This is a genomic window from Candidatus Eisenbacteria bacterium (genome assembly GCA_013140805.1).
GTDB lineage: Bacteria > Eisenbacteria > RBG-16-71-46 > RBG-16-71-46 > RBG-16-71-46 > JABFRW01.
In genome coordinates this window covers 1-15,668 of the sequence record JABFRW010000112.1, presented here as the reverse complement: position 1 = coordinate 15,668, position 15,668 = coordinate 1, and the positions used below count along the sequence as shown (strand labels likewise).

The window sequence follows — 15,668 nt, the reverse complement described above, 5'->3', positions numbered from 1 at the left end:
GCGCCCGACGATCTGCGCGATGCGGGCGGCCACTCGCGCCGCTTCGCGCAGATCGTCGGGCGCGAAGCCGTCGGCGTACGCGTAGCCGGTCTGTTCGCCGACCACCGCGCGCACTCCGAGTCCCTCGGTGACGGAGTAGGAGCAGGTCTTGAGGCGGTCCTCCTCGAACGAGAATCCGGCGCCGTCGGCGTGCTCGCCGTAGACCTCGGCGAACTCGGCGCCGTTCGCGCGCGCCAGCGACAGGAGCTCGGTCAACAGTTCGCGCGGCAGGCGCGAGGAAAGATTGCCATCGAAGGCCATGGGCGCATCCGTGCGAGAGGAGAGACGGCCGCGCCAGGCGCGGGTTTCGTATGACCGCAGCATAGAAGTGTCGATGCGGGCTCCGCAATCCCGAGCACCCCGCGCCGCGCAATGCTGAACGGCAATTTGCCCGAAACTCTTCTCAGGTCGAGCACCCGAGCGGCCGATAACGTCCGGGCGAACCGAACCGCACCGACATGAACGACAACGCACCTTCCAACTTCGGCATGGACGCCGCCGAGGAGCATCGGCTCCTCCAGCGCGCGCGTCGTGGGGACCGCGCCTCCTATCTGGTGCTGGTCCAGAATCATCTGCGCCCGGTGTACCGGCTCGCGTTCGCGCTCACGCGCGACGTGACGCGTGCTCGCGAACTCACGCGCGAGACCTTCGTGCGAGCTCGGCAGGGCGTGCGCTACATGCCCGAGGCCGCCAGCATCTATCCGTGGCTTGCGCGCATCACGCGTAACCTGGCGCTCTCGAACGTGGCCGCGCCGGATCTCGAGTACCTGACCCTTGCGTTGCCGGCGGTCGAGAACGACCAGCTCGACGTCGACGTCGCGATGCGCTACCTGACCGCGGTCGCGAGCCTCGAGCCCGACGATCAGCTCGCGCTGGCGCTGCGCGTGGTCGAGCGGTTGCCGTACAGCGACATCGAAGCGGTACTCCAGACGGCCCCGGGCTCGATCCTCACGCGGCTTTCGAACGCGCGTGCGGCGCTGACTGCGGCGCTGCCGCCCGTCAGCGGGGAGCACGCGGCGTGAGGCACCTGACCGCGTTCCAGATCTCGGCTTCCGTGGATGGCGTGCTGCAGGGCGGCTCGCAAGATCAAGTGGTGCGGCATCTCGCCGAGTGCGACGTGTGCCGAGGTCAGTACGAAGAGCTGGCGACGCATCAGCAGGTGCTGACCCGCCTGCTCACCCACGACGGCGGCGACTCGTTCTTCGACCAGCTGTTGCGCGAAGTCGAAACGGAAGTCGGCGATGAACGCGCGCCGGCCGCCCGTCCGCGCCCGACGATCGAGCCGGTCGAGTCGACCGCCGAGCCCGTCGCGGACTCGAAGTCGATCGTGCCGGAACCTGACGCGGCCGCACCCGTCGCCCATCGTCCGCCGCGGCTGGTACTGATCGAACGCGATCCCGCACCGCGCGCCGCGTCCGATCCGACCCCGGAAGCCCGCGTCTCGACCGGTCGAGGTTCGCCCTCCGATCTCGAGGGCCGCGTCGCGATGGTGGCGACCACGCTGGGCGTCGTGCTGCTGCTGCTGGTCGGCGGACTGCTCTATCTGCGACGCACACCCCAGACGGCCAGGCCGGTCGCACGGCCCTCGAGCGTCAGTGGCGTCACGGGCGGCACCGATGCCGGTTCCGTCTCGAGCGCGCCCCGGATCGCGGTCGCGCGCGACCCGATCGCGCCACCGATCGTCGAGGATGAAGCACCGGCCGTCAGCGAACCACCGCCGATCGTTCGGTCTCTCTCACCCTCACCTTCCGATGAATCGAACGCCGAGGAACCCGCCGCCGTTCCAAAACCCCGCGTCGAAGCGCCGCGAGCGTCACGGGCCACGTCCCGAAAGCCCACACTCGAGGCCCGGCTCTGTGGAGTGATCCGAGATGCCGCCGGCGCGCCGGTGCCGCGCGCCCAGGTGCTCGCGATCGGAACCAGCTTCGGCGCATTGAGCGATGCTTCCGGTCACTTCTGCCTGAATGTCACCCCGGGGGCCTACACGCTCTCGGTATCGGCGCTCGGCTTCCCGCCGGCACGGCGCGACATTCAGCATGGCCCCGGCCATGGCGAGGCCGTGATCACGCTGCGCCCGTTCGGCGACTCCGGCGACTCGCGCTAGCGCTGGCGCGGCTCAGGGCTCGCATCGGGCCACCCAAATCGCTCGGCCGCGCTCAATTACGCCATCCGAGCCGGTGAACCGGTGGACTCGAGGCCGTCGTGCGCCCCCGAGCCGCCCGCGTCAAGATTCGTCGCCTCGAACCCGTCGCAGATGTTAGACTTACGGCCGCTCGTACCCCACTCCTCCACCTCGTGATTGCGGACGCGCGTCCCCCAGACGCCAGGCGTCGAGGAAATCAAATGCTCCGTCGCGTTTCGTTGGCTCTCGCGCTCGTCGCGGTCGTGGCAGGCGTGCTCGCCTGGCCGCGTCATCTGATCTCCCGCACCTCGGACACCAACGACTTCGTCAATTTCGAATCCGGGCACGTCCGTCCCGCGGTGCTCACGCCCTCGGGTGATCGACTGCTGGTGATCAACACCCCCGACGCGCGGCTCAGCGTCTTCGACCTGACCGGCGTGGCACCGGTACGCATCGCGGAGATTCCCGTCGGGATCGAGCCGGTTTCGGTGCGCGCGTTGGACGACAGCACGGCCTGGGTCGTGAACCTGGTCTCCGACGACATCAGCATCGTCAATCTCAACACGCTTCACACTCGCGCGTCGCTGCGCGTCGGTGACGAGCCCAACGACGTCGAGTTCGCCGGCACTCCGGTGCGGGCCTACGTGAGCGTCTCGGAGGAGAACCGGATCAAGGTCTACGATCCGGTCACGCTGGCGCTCGAGACCACGATCGAAATCCCGGCGAGCTACCCGCGTTCACTTGCGAAGACCGCGAACGGTTCGCACGTCTACGTGGCGAGCCTGCACGGCAACAACAACACGACGATCCTGACGCCCGAAGAGGTCGCGGACTCGATCCCCGACGACCCCGACTATCCGCGCTACACGCCGAACAAGCTCGGGCACCTTGCCCCGAAGGTCGCGGCGGTCGTGCGTAAGTTCGGGGCCGATTGGACCGACGAGTACGGCAAGCTCTGGAATTCAAAGGTTTCGTACGCCCCTGTCGACCACGACGTGATCGAGATCAGCACCACGTCCCAGACCGTCACCCGCACCTTCAGCGCCAGCGGCTCGACGAACTTCGCGCTGGCCGTCAGTCCTGCCGACGGCCGCATCGGTGTCGCGAACACCGACGCACGCAATCAGCTGCGCTTCGAGCCGAAACTCTCGGGCTATGTGACGGAGACCCAGGTCGGCTGGATCACCCAGGCCGGTACGTTCACGCGCCGCGTGATCAACCCGCACATCAATTACACCTTCACGCCAGGGCCTCAGTCCGACGCCGACTCAGCACTCGGTCTGCTGTCCGGAATCGCATTCGCGGCCAGCGGCAATCGCGCGTACGTGACCGCGATGGCGAACGATCGCATCGGCGTGCTGAACCCGGCCGGCGGAGCGGCCAGCACGGTGCGCGGGCGCATTCCGACGCTCGAGGGGCCGAGTGGAGTGGTGGTGGACGACGCGCGCGGGCGGCTCTACGTGGTGGGCCGGTTCCGCAATCAGCTTCAGACGCTTTCGATCACGACCTTCGCCGAACTCGACCTGCAGCGGATCGGCTTCGACCCCACGCCCGACATGCTCGTGCACGGTCGACGCTTCTTCTACGCCGGATCGACGTCGGGACACGGCGAGCAGGCGTGTGCGAGCTGTCACATTTTCGGTGACACCGATCATCTTGCGTGGGACCTCGGCGATCCGTTCGGTCCCTACCTCGCGAATATGGCGCCGCTCGACGGCTTCGATCCCCAGAAGGGCCCCATGGTGACCCAGTCGCTGCGGGGTCTCAATGGCAACACGCCGCTTCACTGGCGCGGCGATCGGCCGGACCTCGCGGCATTCAACGGCGCGATCGCGGGGCTGCTCGGCCGTGCGACTCCTCTGCCAGACAGTCAGATGGCGGCGATGAGCGAGTTCATGAATACGATCGTGTATCCGCCGAATCCGTACGGGAACCTCGATCGTTCGCTGCCTGACGCGCCGCCCGGCGTCCCGAGTGCCGAGCGTGGCCGGGTGCTGTTCGAGACCTCGCTGTTCGACACCTCCGGCGGCACTCCGGTGGCGTGCAGCTCGTGTCACGCCGGTACCGCGGTCGGGCCCGGTACCAACAATCTGATGGTTCCGAACGAGACCATTTTCGATCCTCAGGACCTCAAGGTGCCGCAGCTGCGCAACCTCTATAAGAAACTGGGATTCTCGCGCGCGCCCGGAGCCACTCCGCTGCGCAGCACCGGTTTCTCGCACAATGGCGTCGAGCCGACGATCGGTTCGTTCCTCGGGCGGGCCGAATTCGCGTTCGATCCCGACACCTCGATCTCGGGACCCGAGAAGCGCGATCTCGAGGCGTACCTGATCGCGTTCGACACCGGAATGGCGCCCGCCGTCGGCCATCAGCTGTCGTTCGACGGCAACGCCAACCCGGGGGCGCTCGCGACACTCGCGGTGCTGCAGACGCGCACCGCTGCGAACGACTGCGATCTGATCGCGACCGGCATCGCCGGCGGAACGCGGCATGGCTGGCTCTATCAGGGTGGCGATCAGTGGAAGATCGACCAGGCCTCGATTCCCAACGTGAGCACCACGACGCTGCTCGACAACGCCGGACTCGGCACCGAGCTGACGATCACCGCGGTCCCCAAGGGCGCCGGCATTCGCATGGCGCTCGACCGCGACCGCGACACCTACCTGGACACCGACGAGATCCTCGCCGGATTCCCGCCCGACGATCCGGACCTGAATCCCGGCGTGGTGGGTTCTCCCGTCAGCGCGAACACCGCATTCGGACTGCGCTCGGTGCGTCCGAATCCTTCGAGCGGACCGGTCGAGATCGTGTTCTCGCTGTCGCGCCCCGAGCCGGTGCAGCTCGTGGTCTATGACGTGTTCGGCCGTCAGGTGCGCTCGCTCACCGACGCTCGCACGCTGGCGGCGGGTCCGCACGCGGTGAGCTGGGACGGGCGTCGCGACGACGGTGGACAGACCGGCGCGGGGGTCTACTTCGCGCGACTCCGCACCGCGACCGGAACGCTGAGCCGGAGCCTCGTCAGGATTCGCTGACGCGCGCGACGCCCCTTGCCGCGCGCTCCGAGCCGCCAGGGTCTCACGACCCGGGCGGTTTCGTCTGCCGCGCGTCAGCGCATGCGCCCAACTCGTTGCGACGGCTGGTCGGCCCGAGTCGCTGTGCTAGCCTGCGCGGCGCCATGAACCCGAACCCCGCCTCCGAGCCCCAACTCGAGCATCTGCCGATCGCGGAAGGCGAGGGCTGCCTCGAAATTCTGTCGGAACGGCTGGCCGCGAGTCCCGGCGTCGTCGGCATCGAAGCCGACTTCGCGCAGAACCTGCTCACGGTCCGCTACCAGCCGGGACGAGTCGCGCCGGATCAGCTCAATGCGCTGGCCGACGAAGTGGCGGCGCTGTTCGCGCAGCGTGTGACGCGCTGCGAGCGCCGCGCGGCGCCGGGCGCTTGCGAGGAGTGCGCGCTGCGACTCGGCCGCGTACCGGGTGCGCGGCGTGACGAGTTCGTGGTGATCGCGGACCCGGGACACGTCGGCATCGCACGCCGCGAAGTGCCGCGCGACACCATCGAGTTCGTGCGGCCGTTCGCGAATCGCAAGCCGTGGGGCGCACGCATGACGCCGGCCGAGCAGGCGACGCGGTCGAAGAGCCGCGCGATGATCACGCTCACGGTCGCCTGCCTTCTGCTGCTGCTGATCGGGCTGGTGCTCGAGCGTACCGCGCTGCCGGCGCTCGTCTCGCGCGTGGTGCTCGGGGTGTCGGCGCTGGCCGGCAGCTGGTTCGCGCTCCGCTCGACCTTCGCGGCGCTGGCGAAGCGTCGCTTCGACGTCAATCTGCTGATGCTGCTGGCGGCGGCCGGCGCCGCGGCGATCGGCTTCGTGACCGAAGCGGCCGAACTGATGTTCCTGTTCTCGCTCAGCAACACGCTCGAGGTCTACACCATGGGGCGCACGCGCCGCGCCCTGCACGCGCTGCTCAAGCTGCGTCCGTCGCGCGCGCTGGTGCGTCGTTCAGGGCGCGAGGTGCAGGTCGAGGCCGAGGACGTCAGGGTCGGCGAAATCGTGATCGTGAAGCCGGGCGAGACGCTGCCGGTCGACGGTGCGGTGGTGCTGGGTGCATCGCTGGTCGATCAGAGCTCGCTGACCGGTGAGTCGGTTCCGGTCACCAAGGAGATCGGCGACCGAGTGTTCGCCGGGACGCTCAATCAGCAGGGTGCCCTCGAGGTGCGAACGCTGCGCGCCGCCGGCGACACCACGCTGGCGCGCATCGTGACGCTGGTCGAGGAGGCGCAGGAGCAGAAGTCGCGCACCGAGGAACTTGCCGAGTGGGTCGGGCGCTACTACACGGTCGCGGTGGTGGTCGCAGCGGTGCTGATGATCGCGATTCCGCTGCTGCTGCGGCACCCGTTCGCCCCCACGTTCTACCGAGCGATGACGCTGCTGGTCGTCGCCTCCCCGTGCGCGCTCGTGATCGCGACGCCCTCGACGGTGCTGTCCGCGATCGCGAACGCGGCGCGCAACGGCATCCTGTTCAAGGGCGGCCGCTTCCTGGAGGCGCTCGGGCGCGCGAAGGCGGTGGCGTTCGACAAGACCGGGACGCTGACCGCCGGGCGCTTCGAGGTGACCGACGTGGTCGCGCTCCCAGGGGTCGACGAACGCGAGCTGCTCGCGTGGGCCGCCGCCGCCGAAAAGCGATCGCAACATCCGCTCGCACAAGCCGTGGTACGCGCCGCCGAGGTACGCGGCGTCACCAGTGAAGCCGCCACGCACCTGACCACGCATCTTGGGAAGGGCGTGGTCGCACGCGTGAGCGATGCGACGATCGAGATCGGAACTCCGGCGCTGTTCGAGAGCCTTTCGATCCCGGTGCCGGCGCCCGCGCGGGAGCGCGTCGAGGCGTTCATGCGTGAGGCGAAGACCGCGATGCTGGTGCGTCGCGGCGATCAGTGGGGCGTGATCGCCGCCGCCGATCAGATCCGGCCCACCGCCGCGGCCACCGTCGCCGCCCTGAAGGCGTGCGGCATTCGCAGCGTGACACTGCTGTCCGGGGACAGCCGTTCGACGGTGGCGGCGATCGCACGCCAGCTCGCGGTGGACGATGCGCGCGGCGAGCTGCTTCCCGAGGACAAGGTCAATGCGATCGCCGAGCTCGAGGCACGTCACGGCGCGGTCGTGATGGTGGGCGATGGCGTCAACGACGCCCCGGCGCTCGCTCGCGCCACCGTGGGTGTCGCGATGGGCGGAGTCGGAAGCGACGCGGCGCTCGAGAGCGCCGATCTGGTGCTGATGGCCGACGACCTTCGGGCACTGCCTTACGCTGTGAAGCTCGCGCAGCGCGCGCGCGTGGTGGTCGCGCAGAACGTGACGATCGCCGTCGGCGTGATGGCGCTGCTGGTGGTGTGGGTGTTCATGGGCCAGCACACTCCGTTCGGACAGTTGCGACTGCCGATCGCAGTCTCGGGTCACGAGGGCAGCACGGTGCTCGTGATCCTGAACGGACTGCGATTGCTGGTGGGCAGGCGCACCGCGTGAGAGCGTTCATGACGAAGCCGGCGAATCCATCGCGGTGGTGGAGCGCCTGCGTGCCGATGCTGCTGTTCGCGCTCGCACTCGGCGGTTGCTCGCTGGCGTCGCCGGACCAGGCGCCGAGCAGCGTGCCGAAGACCTTCGTCGCGGACGGTAACGTAGCGCGACTCGGTGAAGGCGACGGCGACGCCGTGACGCTGTCCTCGCTGGTGGGCGCGCGGATCGGCAATCGCGACCGCCTGGTGATCGCATTCGCCGACTCGAGCGGCCTGCCCGCGCGACGACTCGGCGGCTCGCGCGTGGAGCTGTTGCGCGGTCAGGGTGTGCTGCGCGTGTGGCTGCCGGGCCGCATCGAGCGCGCGGCGATGACCGAAACCTGGCTCTCGAACGACCTGCTGGTCGGCGCCTACGTGGTGCATTCCATGGAGGGGCAACGTTTCGTAGACGTGCATCTGAGGGCCCCCGCGGTCGCGCGCGCCTGGCAGGACGACCGTACCGCCGCGATCGTGATCGAGTTCGAAGCCGGAGGCGACCCGCTGCCGGCCGCTGCGGCGCGCGGCGCGCGGGTGGTGCTGATGCTCCCGCGTGCCGGGCCGACGGGCTATCCGCTGCAGGTGTGGGGCTACGCGCGCACCTTTGAAGCCAACGTGGTGGCCGAGTTGATGGTGGACGGCAGGATCGTGCAGGACACCTTCACCACCGCGGCCGACTACGTCGAGATGTGGGGCGAGTTCCGGCTGATGCTTCCCGGTGGCCCATCCGGGGAAATCGAGCTGCGGGTCGGTGAGGGGAACGCCGAGACCGGGGAGTGGGAAGGCACCAGCGTTCGGCTCACGCTGCCCTAGTCCGCGGGCACGCTCATGCCATCGGAGCCGTCACGCAAGCGCGCTGCGGGCTCGGGTTCAAGAGGTTGGCTCGGCATGGCAACTGCCGCGCAGGCCACGGGTGACTCACGCGTCGCCCTCATTCAGGACCGATTGAGACGGCTGAGCGTGGTGTGCTCGTGTTCCGCCGCGTCGCCGCCGCCGGGGTCGCTGCTGTCTGGTTGCTGCAGTACGCGATCGGGTGGTTCTTCCATCCGATCGCGCTTCACACCGCGCCATGCGTGGTGCTGGTGAGCCTCGCGCTGCTGCTCGTGCGCCCCGCAGGTGCACTCACTCGGATCCTCAGCGACTTCGGCGCGGCGTCGCGACGCGAGCGGGAGATGCGCCACGCCCGACTCGAGCTGGCCCGCGGCCAGGAGCACCTCGCGACCGCGCTGCGCGAAGTGGGGTTCGGTGTGTGGGAGTGGGACCTCGCGACCGACGAGGTCGCTGCGAGCGAGGGGACTCGCGAACTGTGGGACAACGACTTCGCATCTGGAACTCACGGCGAGCAGTTCTTCCGCAACGTGCACCCCGAAGACCTGGCCGAGTTCCGCGCCAGTCTCACCGCCGCGACGTCGACGGTCGCCCGGTCCACATGTACGGCGTCAACTGGGATGCCACCGCTCAGCGCGAGGCCGAGCGCGTGCTCGAGATCACGTTCACTCCCCAGGACATCCGCTCGTTCGGTCCCGCGGATCAACGCGCGCTCGCCGGCGCTTCCCGGGTGGTGTCGGGTGCGCTGTTGCCAGACCGCGACATCCTGCTGCCGTGGCAGAGCATCGAGGACGGTGGTCGCACGCTGCACGTACTGGCGCGCACGACGGAAAGTGGCGCCGAAGTCATCCGCGCGCCTCGCGCGTCGGCTGGAAGGTGATCCCTGCCTGCACCCGAGCAGCTCGACGGAATGCCGGAGGCGGATCATCTCTCACGACAGACGACGCTGGTGTCGGAAGCCGTGAATTTCCTCCTCGCGGCATGAAGGAGGATTCAGTGGATCGGAAGGCGAGGTTGCTGGTGGTGGAGGACGATGCCGATCTCGCACAGGGGTTGAGCGTTTGGCTGCGCGCGAAGGGATTCGAGGTCCTCATCGCGCAGGATGGATTGCAGGCGCTGACGGCGGTGCGCAAGGAGCATCCGGATCTGGTGCTGCTCGATCTGGGGCTGCCGGGCGGCGACGGCTACACGGTGCTCGAGCGGATGCGTGGCATGGTCGACGGCGCGAGCGTTCCGGTGATCGTGCTGCGCGCACGGGATCCGGTCGTCAATCGCGATCGCGCCGCGGAGCGTACGTCATGACGCAGCTTCGGAAACGACTTCTCGTGGTGGACGACGATTCCACGATGCTGATGGCGCTCGGACTGCGATTGAATGACGCAGGGTGGTCACGGTTCCGGTGCTGGTCGTGACCGGTCGCGACGCCTCACGGCACGAATTGCGCACGCGTCATACGGGTGCGGCGGAGTTCCTCGAGAAACCGGTCGACAGGAAGCGGCTCGCGCAGTCGATCCTGCGACTCACGAGCGGGGCGGCGGCGGCGTAGCCTCGACCGGCTCCACCCGCCAATAGGCCGAACCATCGCCGACTCGCTCGAGCAGGCGGTGGTCGACCCGTGCGAGGCTCACGGCGTGTCGCTGCGCGCCGACACGTCCTGCGCGGGATCCGAACCGATCGCGGTCACCACCACGTTGTCGTAGTAGACGAGGCACTCACCGACGCCGCCCGTGTAGGCGGCGAGCGCGAAGCGGCCGCGCGGACGCACGCCGCTCTTGTCGACGCGATCGAGGATCAGCGCGTCGTCGACCCACACGCGGTAGCGATGTCCGCGGGCCTCCATGCGCACGTGGTGCCACACCCCGTTCGCGTTCGTGACTCGCGCGCGACCCATCGGCCACTCCTTGCGATGCAGCAGGATGTCCTGGTACCCGGGACCGCGCAGGTCGACGCCGATGCCGGAGCCTTCCTCGACCCGCACCACCACGCCTTTGTCGACGCCGCGCATGCCGCACACGTCGAAGTCGACTGCGTAGTCGGTCCATTCGATCGCCCCCGCATACAGCAGCGAGTGCTGCTGACGCTCGTCGGGGAGCTGGGCGCGCACCATGCCGCTGCGCTCCACCCAGGTATCCGCGCGATCCGGGGACCAGCCGTCGAGCTTCCCGTCGTCGAAGCGGTCTTCGAACAGCACGGCTCCGAGCACCTTCCGGGGCTTCGGCGGCGGCGGTGGCAACAGGGTTCCGGTCCCCGCCGCAGGGCGTTCGAGCCCCAGCGTGGCCGCGATCAGACCCAGCAGCAACGCCGCGATCCCCATGCGCCAGACGGGGTTCCGGAGCGGTCGGTAGCGAGGGAGCATGCCGGGATTATCGGCGCATGGGCCTCCCGGGTAAACCACGCCGAAAACGCCGGCCTTTGGCGATCCCCGTCGCGGGGGCTAGACTGCCCGGCCCATGCTTTCCCGCACGAGACAAATCGAGATCATCGGCGTCCCGGTCGACCTCGGGGCCGGCCGCCGCGGCGTCGACATGGGCCCCTCGGCCATTCGAATCGCCGATCTGGAGCCACGCCTCGAGTCGCTCGGCCACACCGTGACCGACTTCGGCGACATCGACGTGCAGATCCCCGAAACGCAGCCGGTCGGCGCCGGCAGGCTCCGCTACAAGGCGCCGATCCTGGCCGCGTGCGAGGAACTTCGCGTCCAGGTGGAGCGTGCGCTCGGGGACTGCCGTTTCCCGCTGGTGCTGGGTGGCGATCACAGCATCGCGATCGGGTCGGTCGCGGGATCCAGCAATCACTTCGCGCGCGCGGGCGAGTCGATCGGGCTGATCTGGTTCGATGCGCACGGCGACGCGAACACACCCGAGACCACGCCGTCGGGAAACATCCACGGCATGTCGCTCGCGGTCGCGATGGGGTTCGGAGATCCCGATCTCGTGAACCTCGGAGGACGGGCGCCGAAGGTCTTGCCGCGCAACACCGTGCTGATCGGAATCCGCGACCTCGATCAGGGCGAGCGCGAAACGCTCAAGCGGGCCGGCGTCACCTGTTACACGATGCGCGACCTCGACGAGCGCGGGATGCGCGACGTGGTGGACGAGGCGATTCGGCTCGCGAGCGACGGCACCGCCGGCATCCACCTGTCATTCGACCTCGACGTGGTCGATCCGGAGGATGCGCCCGGAACCGGAACGCCGGTGTGGGGTGGCATCACTTATCGCGAAGCCCATCTCGCCATGGAAATGGTCGCCGACCGATCACAGATCGTCGCGATCGATCTGGTCGAGGTGAATCCGGTGCTCGACACCCAGAACATGACCGGAATTCTCGCTGCCGAGCTGGCGCAGAGCGCACTCGGCAAGCGCATCCTGTAAGAGGGACATGCTCCGTCACCCGCTGGTTCGACTTGCCATCTTCCTCGCGATCCTTGGTTTCGCCTGGTTCAATCGCACCTACGCTCCGTTCGACCGACCGGCCGGAGTCGGCGCCGAAGCGCGCGCCGATCACCCGCCGGCGAGCGCCACGAAGGCGAAGATGGTCGGCCATCCGGAGATCGGGTTCCGCTCCCCCGAGTTGCTGGGCCAGCACTTCGCCAAGCACGGTCGCGAGTTCTTCGTTCCGAATGCCGCCGCCTATCTCGAGCTCGCGCAGCTGCTGCGCGATCGCGAGGTCGAGGGCGACGTTCTCGAGGCGGTTCGCGCGGACCACGTCGTCACACGATTCGATCGCCACAGCGGAGCGTTTCTCGCCTTCGATCGCGATCTCACGATTCGTACCTTCTTTCGGCCGAACGACGGCGAGCAATACTTTCGTCGTCAACTCGCGCGCGCGGAGAACCCACGATGACCGCACGCTCGCGTGAGGAAGTTCCAGCCCAGGGAGCCGCGGCCCTCGAAGTGTTCCTGCGTAGCCGCGGCTGCCCCGACTTCGTGGTCGACGCCGGCCTCGACGGACTGATCGCGCGCTGGGAGGAAATCGCCGCCGAGGTCGCGAAAGGTTACGCCGCGGGCCTCGACGACTGGCTCAACGACATGGACGGCCGCCAGCTCATCGAGGATTCACTGCCGATCGCCGGGCGCTCGATCGTGCGGCGACTCGCCGCGCGCCTCGAGGCGGCGGACGAGATCGTGCGTTCGCATCTGGTGTCGGCCGGGCGATGCGTGTGGGGTGCCGGGCTGGCGCGCCAGCATGGCTGGACCGCGGAACGCGAGTGGTGGTACTTCCACGTTCCGAGGAACCCCGCGGCGCGCCTCAAGTCCGACCTGGTTGGCGGCTAGACTCAGGCGGCCAACCCCTTCGTCGCGTCATCCTCGCTCGCGTGCACTTGCAGGAACGCGTCGAGGTTGAGCAGCGAAATGGCGGTGCGCGCCGAGGGCGACGGACTCGCCACTCGCATCATGAGCCCGTGCTCGCCGAACTCCTCGCTCAGCGCCAGAAGCGTTCCGATGCCGCTCGAGGACAGGAACGTGACGCCGCTCAGGTTGAGTACCAGGTGGCGTTTGGCGAGTCGGATCGGCTCGCAGCGTTGCAACAGGGCCTCGGTGTTGTGCGCATCGAGCGGACCCTTGAGCCGCAGGACGTCGACGCCTCCCTTGTGACCGGCGTCCGTGATCTGAATCGCTTCCTTCATGTCGTTCCCTCCGTGGCGCGGCGGATCGGTGCCGCCGGATCGAAGTACAGCAGCGTGAGATTCCCCGCGCGCGTGCGCGCGTGGTATTCGAGCTTCTGAACGATGCGGCGGATCATCTCGAGCCCGAGGCCGCGTCCGCGACGGCGCACCGTCGGCTCGCCGAGATCGGCCCCGGCATGCGTATTCGGGTCGAATGCATCGCCGTCATCTCGCAGCACGAAGCAACACTTCGTCACGTGCTCCGCGTTGCCACTCGGCAGCCAGTAGACGTCGAGGCGGCCGGCCGGGCGCCCGGCATAGCCGTGTTCCATGATGTTCGCGCACGCTTCGTAGACCGCACTCTCGATGAGGCGCGTGCGTTCGGGATCGATGCCGGTCAGCCTCACGTCGCGCGCCAGCCACGCACGCAATGCATCCAGTTCGGCGAGCGGGGTTCCGAGCGCCAGGTGCGAGCCGTCGCGTTCGGCGCGCGCGAGCAGCTCGAGCGCCGGTTCCCTCGCGTCGGGCAGCGGCGCGCGCGGAGCGGTCGCACGAGGCGAGGTCGTCACGAGCTTCAGAGGCGGGGCGGACGTGGACGGCGTCGAAGCCCCGGAGTGCCACACCACCAGGGCGGTCTGATCGTCGGCGGGCGCGCCGGCCGGGGACCAGCGATCGACGGCCAACAGCAGTGCCGCCAGCACGCCGTCGGGGCCGCGTGAGGCGCTGGAACGCACCACCGCTTCGACGCGCTCGAGTCCGAACTGCTCCTCGCGGGCATCGACCGCCTCGTTGAAGCCGTCGGTCAGCTGCAGCAGCAGGTCACCGGGCCCGAGCGTGAGACTCTCGTCGGTCAGCATCTTCGCCAGCGCACCATTGCGCAGGGCGCCCAGCGGTACCGCTCGGGAGCGGTGCCACTCGACGCTCTTCGAGGCGGCGCGCCACACCAGCGTGGGCAGATGGCCGGCCGAAGCGTGCACCACGCGCCCGGTCGCCGGATCGAGCACGCCGAAGAACATGGTCACGAAGCTGCTGCGCGGCAGCGAGCGCAGCAGGTTGGCCTCGAGCGTCTGCAACAGCCGCGAGGGCGAGTCGTAAGCGGCGCGCAGCGCGTGCAGGAGCGCGGACAGCATCGACATGTGCAGACAGCCCGCCAGGCCCTTTCCGGCGACGTCGGCCATCGCGAGCGCGATGCGGCCATCCGGCATCGGCACGATGTCGTAGTAGTCGCCACCGACCTCGGCCGCCGCCCGATGCGCGCCGCGCAGCACGAACGGCCCGGCCTCGCGACCCGTCGACGGCAGCAGGGAAGCCTGCATGCGACGCGCGAGCGACAGCTCGCTGGCGAGCCGTTCGCGCTCGATCGTCTCGCGTTGTGCCTCGCGCAACGACTCGCTCATCGCGTTCACCGTATCCGCGAGCAGACTGATCTCGCCGCGCCCCGCCACGGCAATGCGGGTGCCGAGTTCGCCACGACCGATGCGCTCGAGTCCGTCGCGCAGTGCTTTGATCGGGTGGAGCATTCGAGACATCAGCAGCACGGTGAGCGTCGCCGCCGCGGCGAGCACTCCCGCAAACAGCAGGAGCATGCGGCGCCGCGCGTCCTCGAGCGCGGCATCGAGGTAGCCGCGACGCATCACCACGATCGCGGTGCCCAGGTACTGCCCGCTCGCATGACGGACGGGTGCCACCGCGATCAGTTCACGCGGATCCCCGAGCAGCTGCTCGCGGTCTTTGAGCGGTACCGAGCCGACGATCGGATGCAGCCCGGCCGGCACCTTCCAACCCTGACCGATGCGGCGAGAATCGGGATGTCCACGCACCACGCCCTGGTGGTCGAGCACGGCCGCGAACGCGAGATCGTCGCGGCCGTCGAGCAGATCCTGAACGATCGGCTGGAGCACCAGCTCCGGGAATCGATCGATCAATGCCGTCGAGCTGGTGAGTGCCAGCCCGCGCGCCTCGACCAGCAGACGCGTCTCGAGTTCGCGCCGCAGCATGCGCCGCGAGCTGCGTTCACTGATGAATCCCGAGCCGATCAGCGCGCCGCTCAGCAGCACGGTCGCGACCAGCGGCACGACGATGCGAAGGCTCATGCCGCGCCGACGCGGGGGAGTCGCGGGCGGTGGCGTCGCGAGGGTGGGCGCTGTCACCACCGCGCGCGGCGGCGGAACCGACTCGGTGCGTCGTCTTGTGGGTGCCGCCATCAGCGACCCCCGATCGCGCTGGTGCGCGCCAGGTGTTCCTGAGCGCGCGCCAGGTAGGCGCGGGTCCGATCGTCCTTCGGGTCCACGCGCAGCGCCTGCTCCCACAGTGCAACGGCATCGCGCAGCCGACCCGAAGCGAAGGCCTCGAGTCCGCGTGTGAGGTATTCGCGCTTGAGGTACTCGGCCACCCGCGAGTGTCCGGGGTCGCGGCTCCACACGATCTCGAAATAGCGCACCGCATCGTCGTTGCGCTTCTGCTGCAGCGCTTCGAGCCCCTGCTGATAGAGCGCCTCGATCTCGCGACGGTCCTGCGCCGTCAACG

Annotated in this window: 17 protein-coding genes; 11 read left to right on the top strand and 6 right to left on the bottom strand. The window is 68.8% G+C overall.

Annotated elements, in window-relative coordinates; translation table 11 throughout:
- Window positions 1–300, bottom strand: a 300-nt coding sequence (locus HOP12_09360; protein NOT34363.1) for a hypothetical protein, incomplete at its 3' end; no start/stop codon positions are given.
- Window positions 301–497: 197 nt separating this feature from the next.
- Here HOP12_09360 and HOP12_09355 point away from each other — a divergent pair.
- The 5 genes from HOP12_09355 to HOP12_09335 all read left to right on the top strand — a co-directional run bounded on the left by HOP12_09355 (window position 498) and on the right by HOP12_09335 (window position 8,521).
- Window positions 498–1,061, top strand: a complete 564-nt coding sequence (locus tag HOP12_09355) for an RNA polymerase sigma factor (protein NOT34362.1) — start codon at window positions 498–500, stop codon at window positions 1,059–1,061.
- Window positions 1,058–2,143, top strand: a complete 1,086-nt coding sequence (locus tag HOP12_09350; protein NOT34361.1) for a hypothetical protein — start codon at window positions 1,058–1,060, stop codon at window positions 2,141–2,143. Before HOP12_09355 ends, HOP12_09350 begins: the two co-directional genes overlap by 4 nt.
- A 239-nt stretch (window positions 2,144–2,382) precedes the next feature.
- The gene (locus tag HOP12_09345) at window positions 2,383–5,193 is read left to right on the top strand and encodes a hypothetical protein (GenBank protein ID NOT34360.1); all 2,811 of its coding nucleotides are present in this window, start codon (window positions 2,383–2,385) and stop codon (window positions 5,191–5,193) included.
- A gap of 143 nt (window positions 5,194–5,336) precedes the next feature.
- Window positions 5,337–7,682: a cadmium-translocating P-type ATPase gene (gene cadA / locus HOP12_09340; protein ID NOT34359.1), complete on the top strand. Its 2,346-nt coding sequence runs from the start codon at window positions 5,337–5,339 to the stop codon at window positions 7,680–7,682.
- 8 nt (window positions 7,683–7,690) lie between these two features.
- Window positions 7,691–8,521, top strand: a complete 831-nt coding sequence (locus tag HOP12_09335; GenBank protein NOT34358.1) for a hypothetical protein — start codon at window positions 7,691–7,693, stop codon at window positions 8,519–8,521.
- A 122-nt stretch (window positions 8,522–8,643) separates the two neighbouring features.
- On the opposite strand, the gene HOP12_09330 is transcribed toward HOP12_09335, so the two are convergent.
- Window positions 8,644–8,922, bottom strand: coding sequence for a hypothetical protein (locus tag HOP12_09330; protein ID NOT34357.1), 279 nt, complete (start codon window positions 8,920–8,922; stop codon window positions 8,644–8,646).
- 215 nt (window positions 8,923–9,137) lie between these two features.
- Between HOP12_09330 and HOP12_09325 the strand changes: the two genes are divergently transcribed.
- The 3 genes from HOP12_09325 (at window position 9,138) to HOP12_09315 (ending at window position 10,082) form a co-directional block, all read left to right on the top strand.
- Window positions 9,138–9,416: a hypothetical protein gene (locus HOP12_09325; GenBank protein ID NOT34356.1), complete on the top strand. Its 279-nt coding sequence runs from the start codon at window positions 9,138–9,140 to the stop codon at window positions 9,414–9,416.
- Between the two features lie 116 nt (window positions 9,417–9,532).
- Window positions 9,533–9,838 carry a response regulator gene (locus tag HOP12_09320; protein ID NOT34355.1) on the top strand — a complete coding sequence of 102 codons (306 nt, stop codon included), beginning with the start codon at window positions 9,533–9,535 and terminating at the stop codon, window positions 9,836–9,838.
- Window positions 9,839–9,920: 82 nt separating this feature from the next.
- Entirely contained in the window at window positions 9,921–10,082 is a 162-nt protein-coding gene (locus HOP12_09315) for a hypothetical protein (protein ID NOT34354.1), read from the top strand.
- A 78-nt stretch (window positions 10,083–10,160) separates the two neighbouring features.
- Here the strand turns inward: HOP12_09315 and HOP12_09310 are convergent, their stop codons facing one another.
- Window positions 10,161–10,892, bottom strand: a complete 732-nt coding sequence (locus HOP12_09310) for a DUF1080 domain-containing protein (GenBank protein NOT34353.1) — start codon at window positions 10,890–10,892, stop codon at window positions 10,161–10,163.
- A 94-nt stretch (window positions 10,893–10,986) separates the two neighbouring features.
- On the opposite strand from HOP12_09310, the gene rocF reads away from it, so the two are divergent.
- The 3 genes from rocF to HOP12_09295 are packed head-to-tail and all read left to right on the top strand — an operon-like array spanning window position 10,987 to window position 12,810.
- Window positions 10,987–11,907 (top strand): arginase, encoded by a 921-nt coding sequence (gene rocF / locus HOP12_09305; GenBank protein ID NOT34352.1) that lies wholly within the window; start codon window positions 10,987–10,989, stop codon window positions 11,905–11,907.
- 7 nt (window positions 11,908–11,914) lie between these two features.
- Window positions 11,915–12,379 (top strand): hypothetical protein, encoded by a 465-nt coding sequence (locus HOP12_09300; protein ID NOT34351.1) that lies wholly within the window; start codon window positions 11,915–11,917, stop codon window positions 12,377–12,379.
- Complete coding sequence (locus HOP12_09295) at window positions 12,376–12,810, top strand: hypothetical protein (GenBank protein ID NOT34350.1); 435 nt, start codon at window positions 12,376–12,378, stop codon at window positions 12,808–12,810. The genes HOP12_09300 and HOP12_09295 overlap by 4 nt, the downstream gene beginning before the upstream one ends.
- Window positions 12,811–12,812: 2 nt before the next feature.
- Here HOP12_09295 and HOP12_09290 read toward each other — a convergent pair whose 3' ends face one another.
- The 3 genes from HOP12_09290 to HOP12_09280 form a co-directional block, all read right to left on the bottom strand.
- A complete protein-coding gene (locus HOP12_09290) occupies window positions 12,813–13,163 on the bottom strand; it encodes an STAS domain-containing protein (protein NOT34349.1) in 351 nt (116 codons plus the stop codon).
- On the bottom strand, window positions 13,160–15,235 hold the full coding sequence (locus tag HOP12_09285; protein NOT34348.1) for a SpoIIE family protein phosphatase: 2,076 nt from the start codon (window positions 15,233–15,235) through the stop codon (window positions 13,160–13,162). The genes HOP12_09290 and HOP12_09285 overlap by 4 nt, the downstream gene beginning before the upstream one ends.
- A gap of 110 nt (window positions 15,236–15,345) precedes the next feature.
- Window positions 15,346–15,668, bottom strand: a 323-nt coding sequence (locus HOP12_09280; protein ID NOT34347.1) for a tetratricopeptide repeat protein, incomplete at its 5' end; no start/stop codon positions are given.

What these genes read in the sequence shown, in the direction of transcription:
- HOP12_09355 (NOT34362.1), top strand. Translation starts at nt 498, where the DNA reads ATGAACGACAACGCACCTTCCAACTTCGGCATGGACGCCGCCGAGGAG.
- HOP12_09345 (NOT34360.1), top strand. Translation starts at nt 2,383, where the DNA reads ATGCTCCGTCGCGTTTCGTTGGCTCTCGCGCTCGTCGCGGTCGTGGCA.
- cadA (NOT34359.1), top strand. Translation starts at nt 5,337, where the DNA reads ATGAACCCGAACCCCGCCTCCGAGCCCCAACTCGAGCATCTGCCGATC.
- HOP12_09335 (NOT34358.1), top strand. Translation starts at nt 7,691, where the DNA reads ATGACGAAGCCGGCGAATCCATCGCGGTGGTGGAGCGCCTGCGTGCCG.
- HOP12_09325 (NOT34356.1), top strand. Translation starts at nt 9,138, where the DNA reads ATGTACGGCGTCAACTGGGATGCCACCGCTCAGCGCGAGGCCGAGCGC.
- HOP12_09310 (NOT34353.1), bottom strand. Translation starts at nt 10,892, where the DNA reads ATGCTCCCTCGCTACCGACCGCTCCGGAACCCCGTCTGGCGCATGGGG.
- rocF (NOT34352.1), top strand. Translation starts at nt 10,987, where the DNA reads ATGCTTTCCCGCACGAGACAAATCGAGATCATCGGCGTCCCGGTCGAC.
- HOP12_09300 (NOT34351.1), top strand. Translation starts at nt 11,915, where the DNA reads ATGCTCCGTCACCCGCTGGTTCGACTTGCCATCTTCCTCGCGATCCTT.
- HOP12_09295 (NOT34350.1), top strand. Translation starts at nt 12,376, where the DNA reads ATGACCGCACGCTCGCGTGAGGAAGTTCCAGCCCAGGGAGCCGCGGCC.
- HOP12_09290 (NOT34349.1), bottom strand. Translation starts at nt 13,163, where the DNA reads ATGAAGGAAGCGATTCAGATCACGGACGCCGGTCACAAGGGAGGCGTC.
- HOP12_09285 (NOT34348.1), bottom strand. Translation starts at nt 15,235, where the DNA reads ATGAGCCTTCGCATCGTCGTGCCGCTGGTCGCGACCGTGCTGCTGAGC.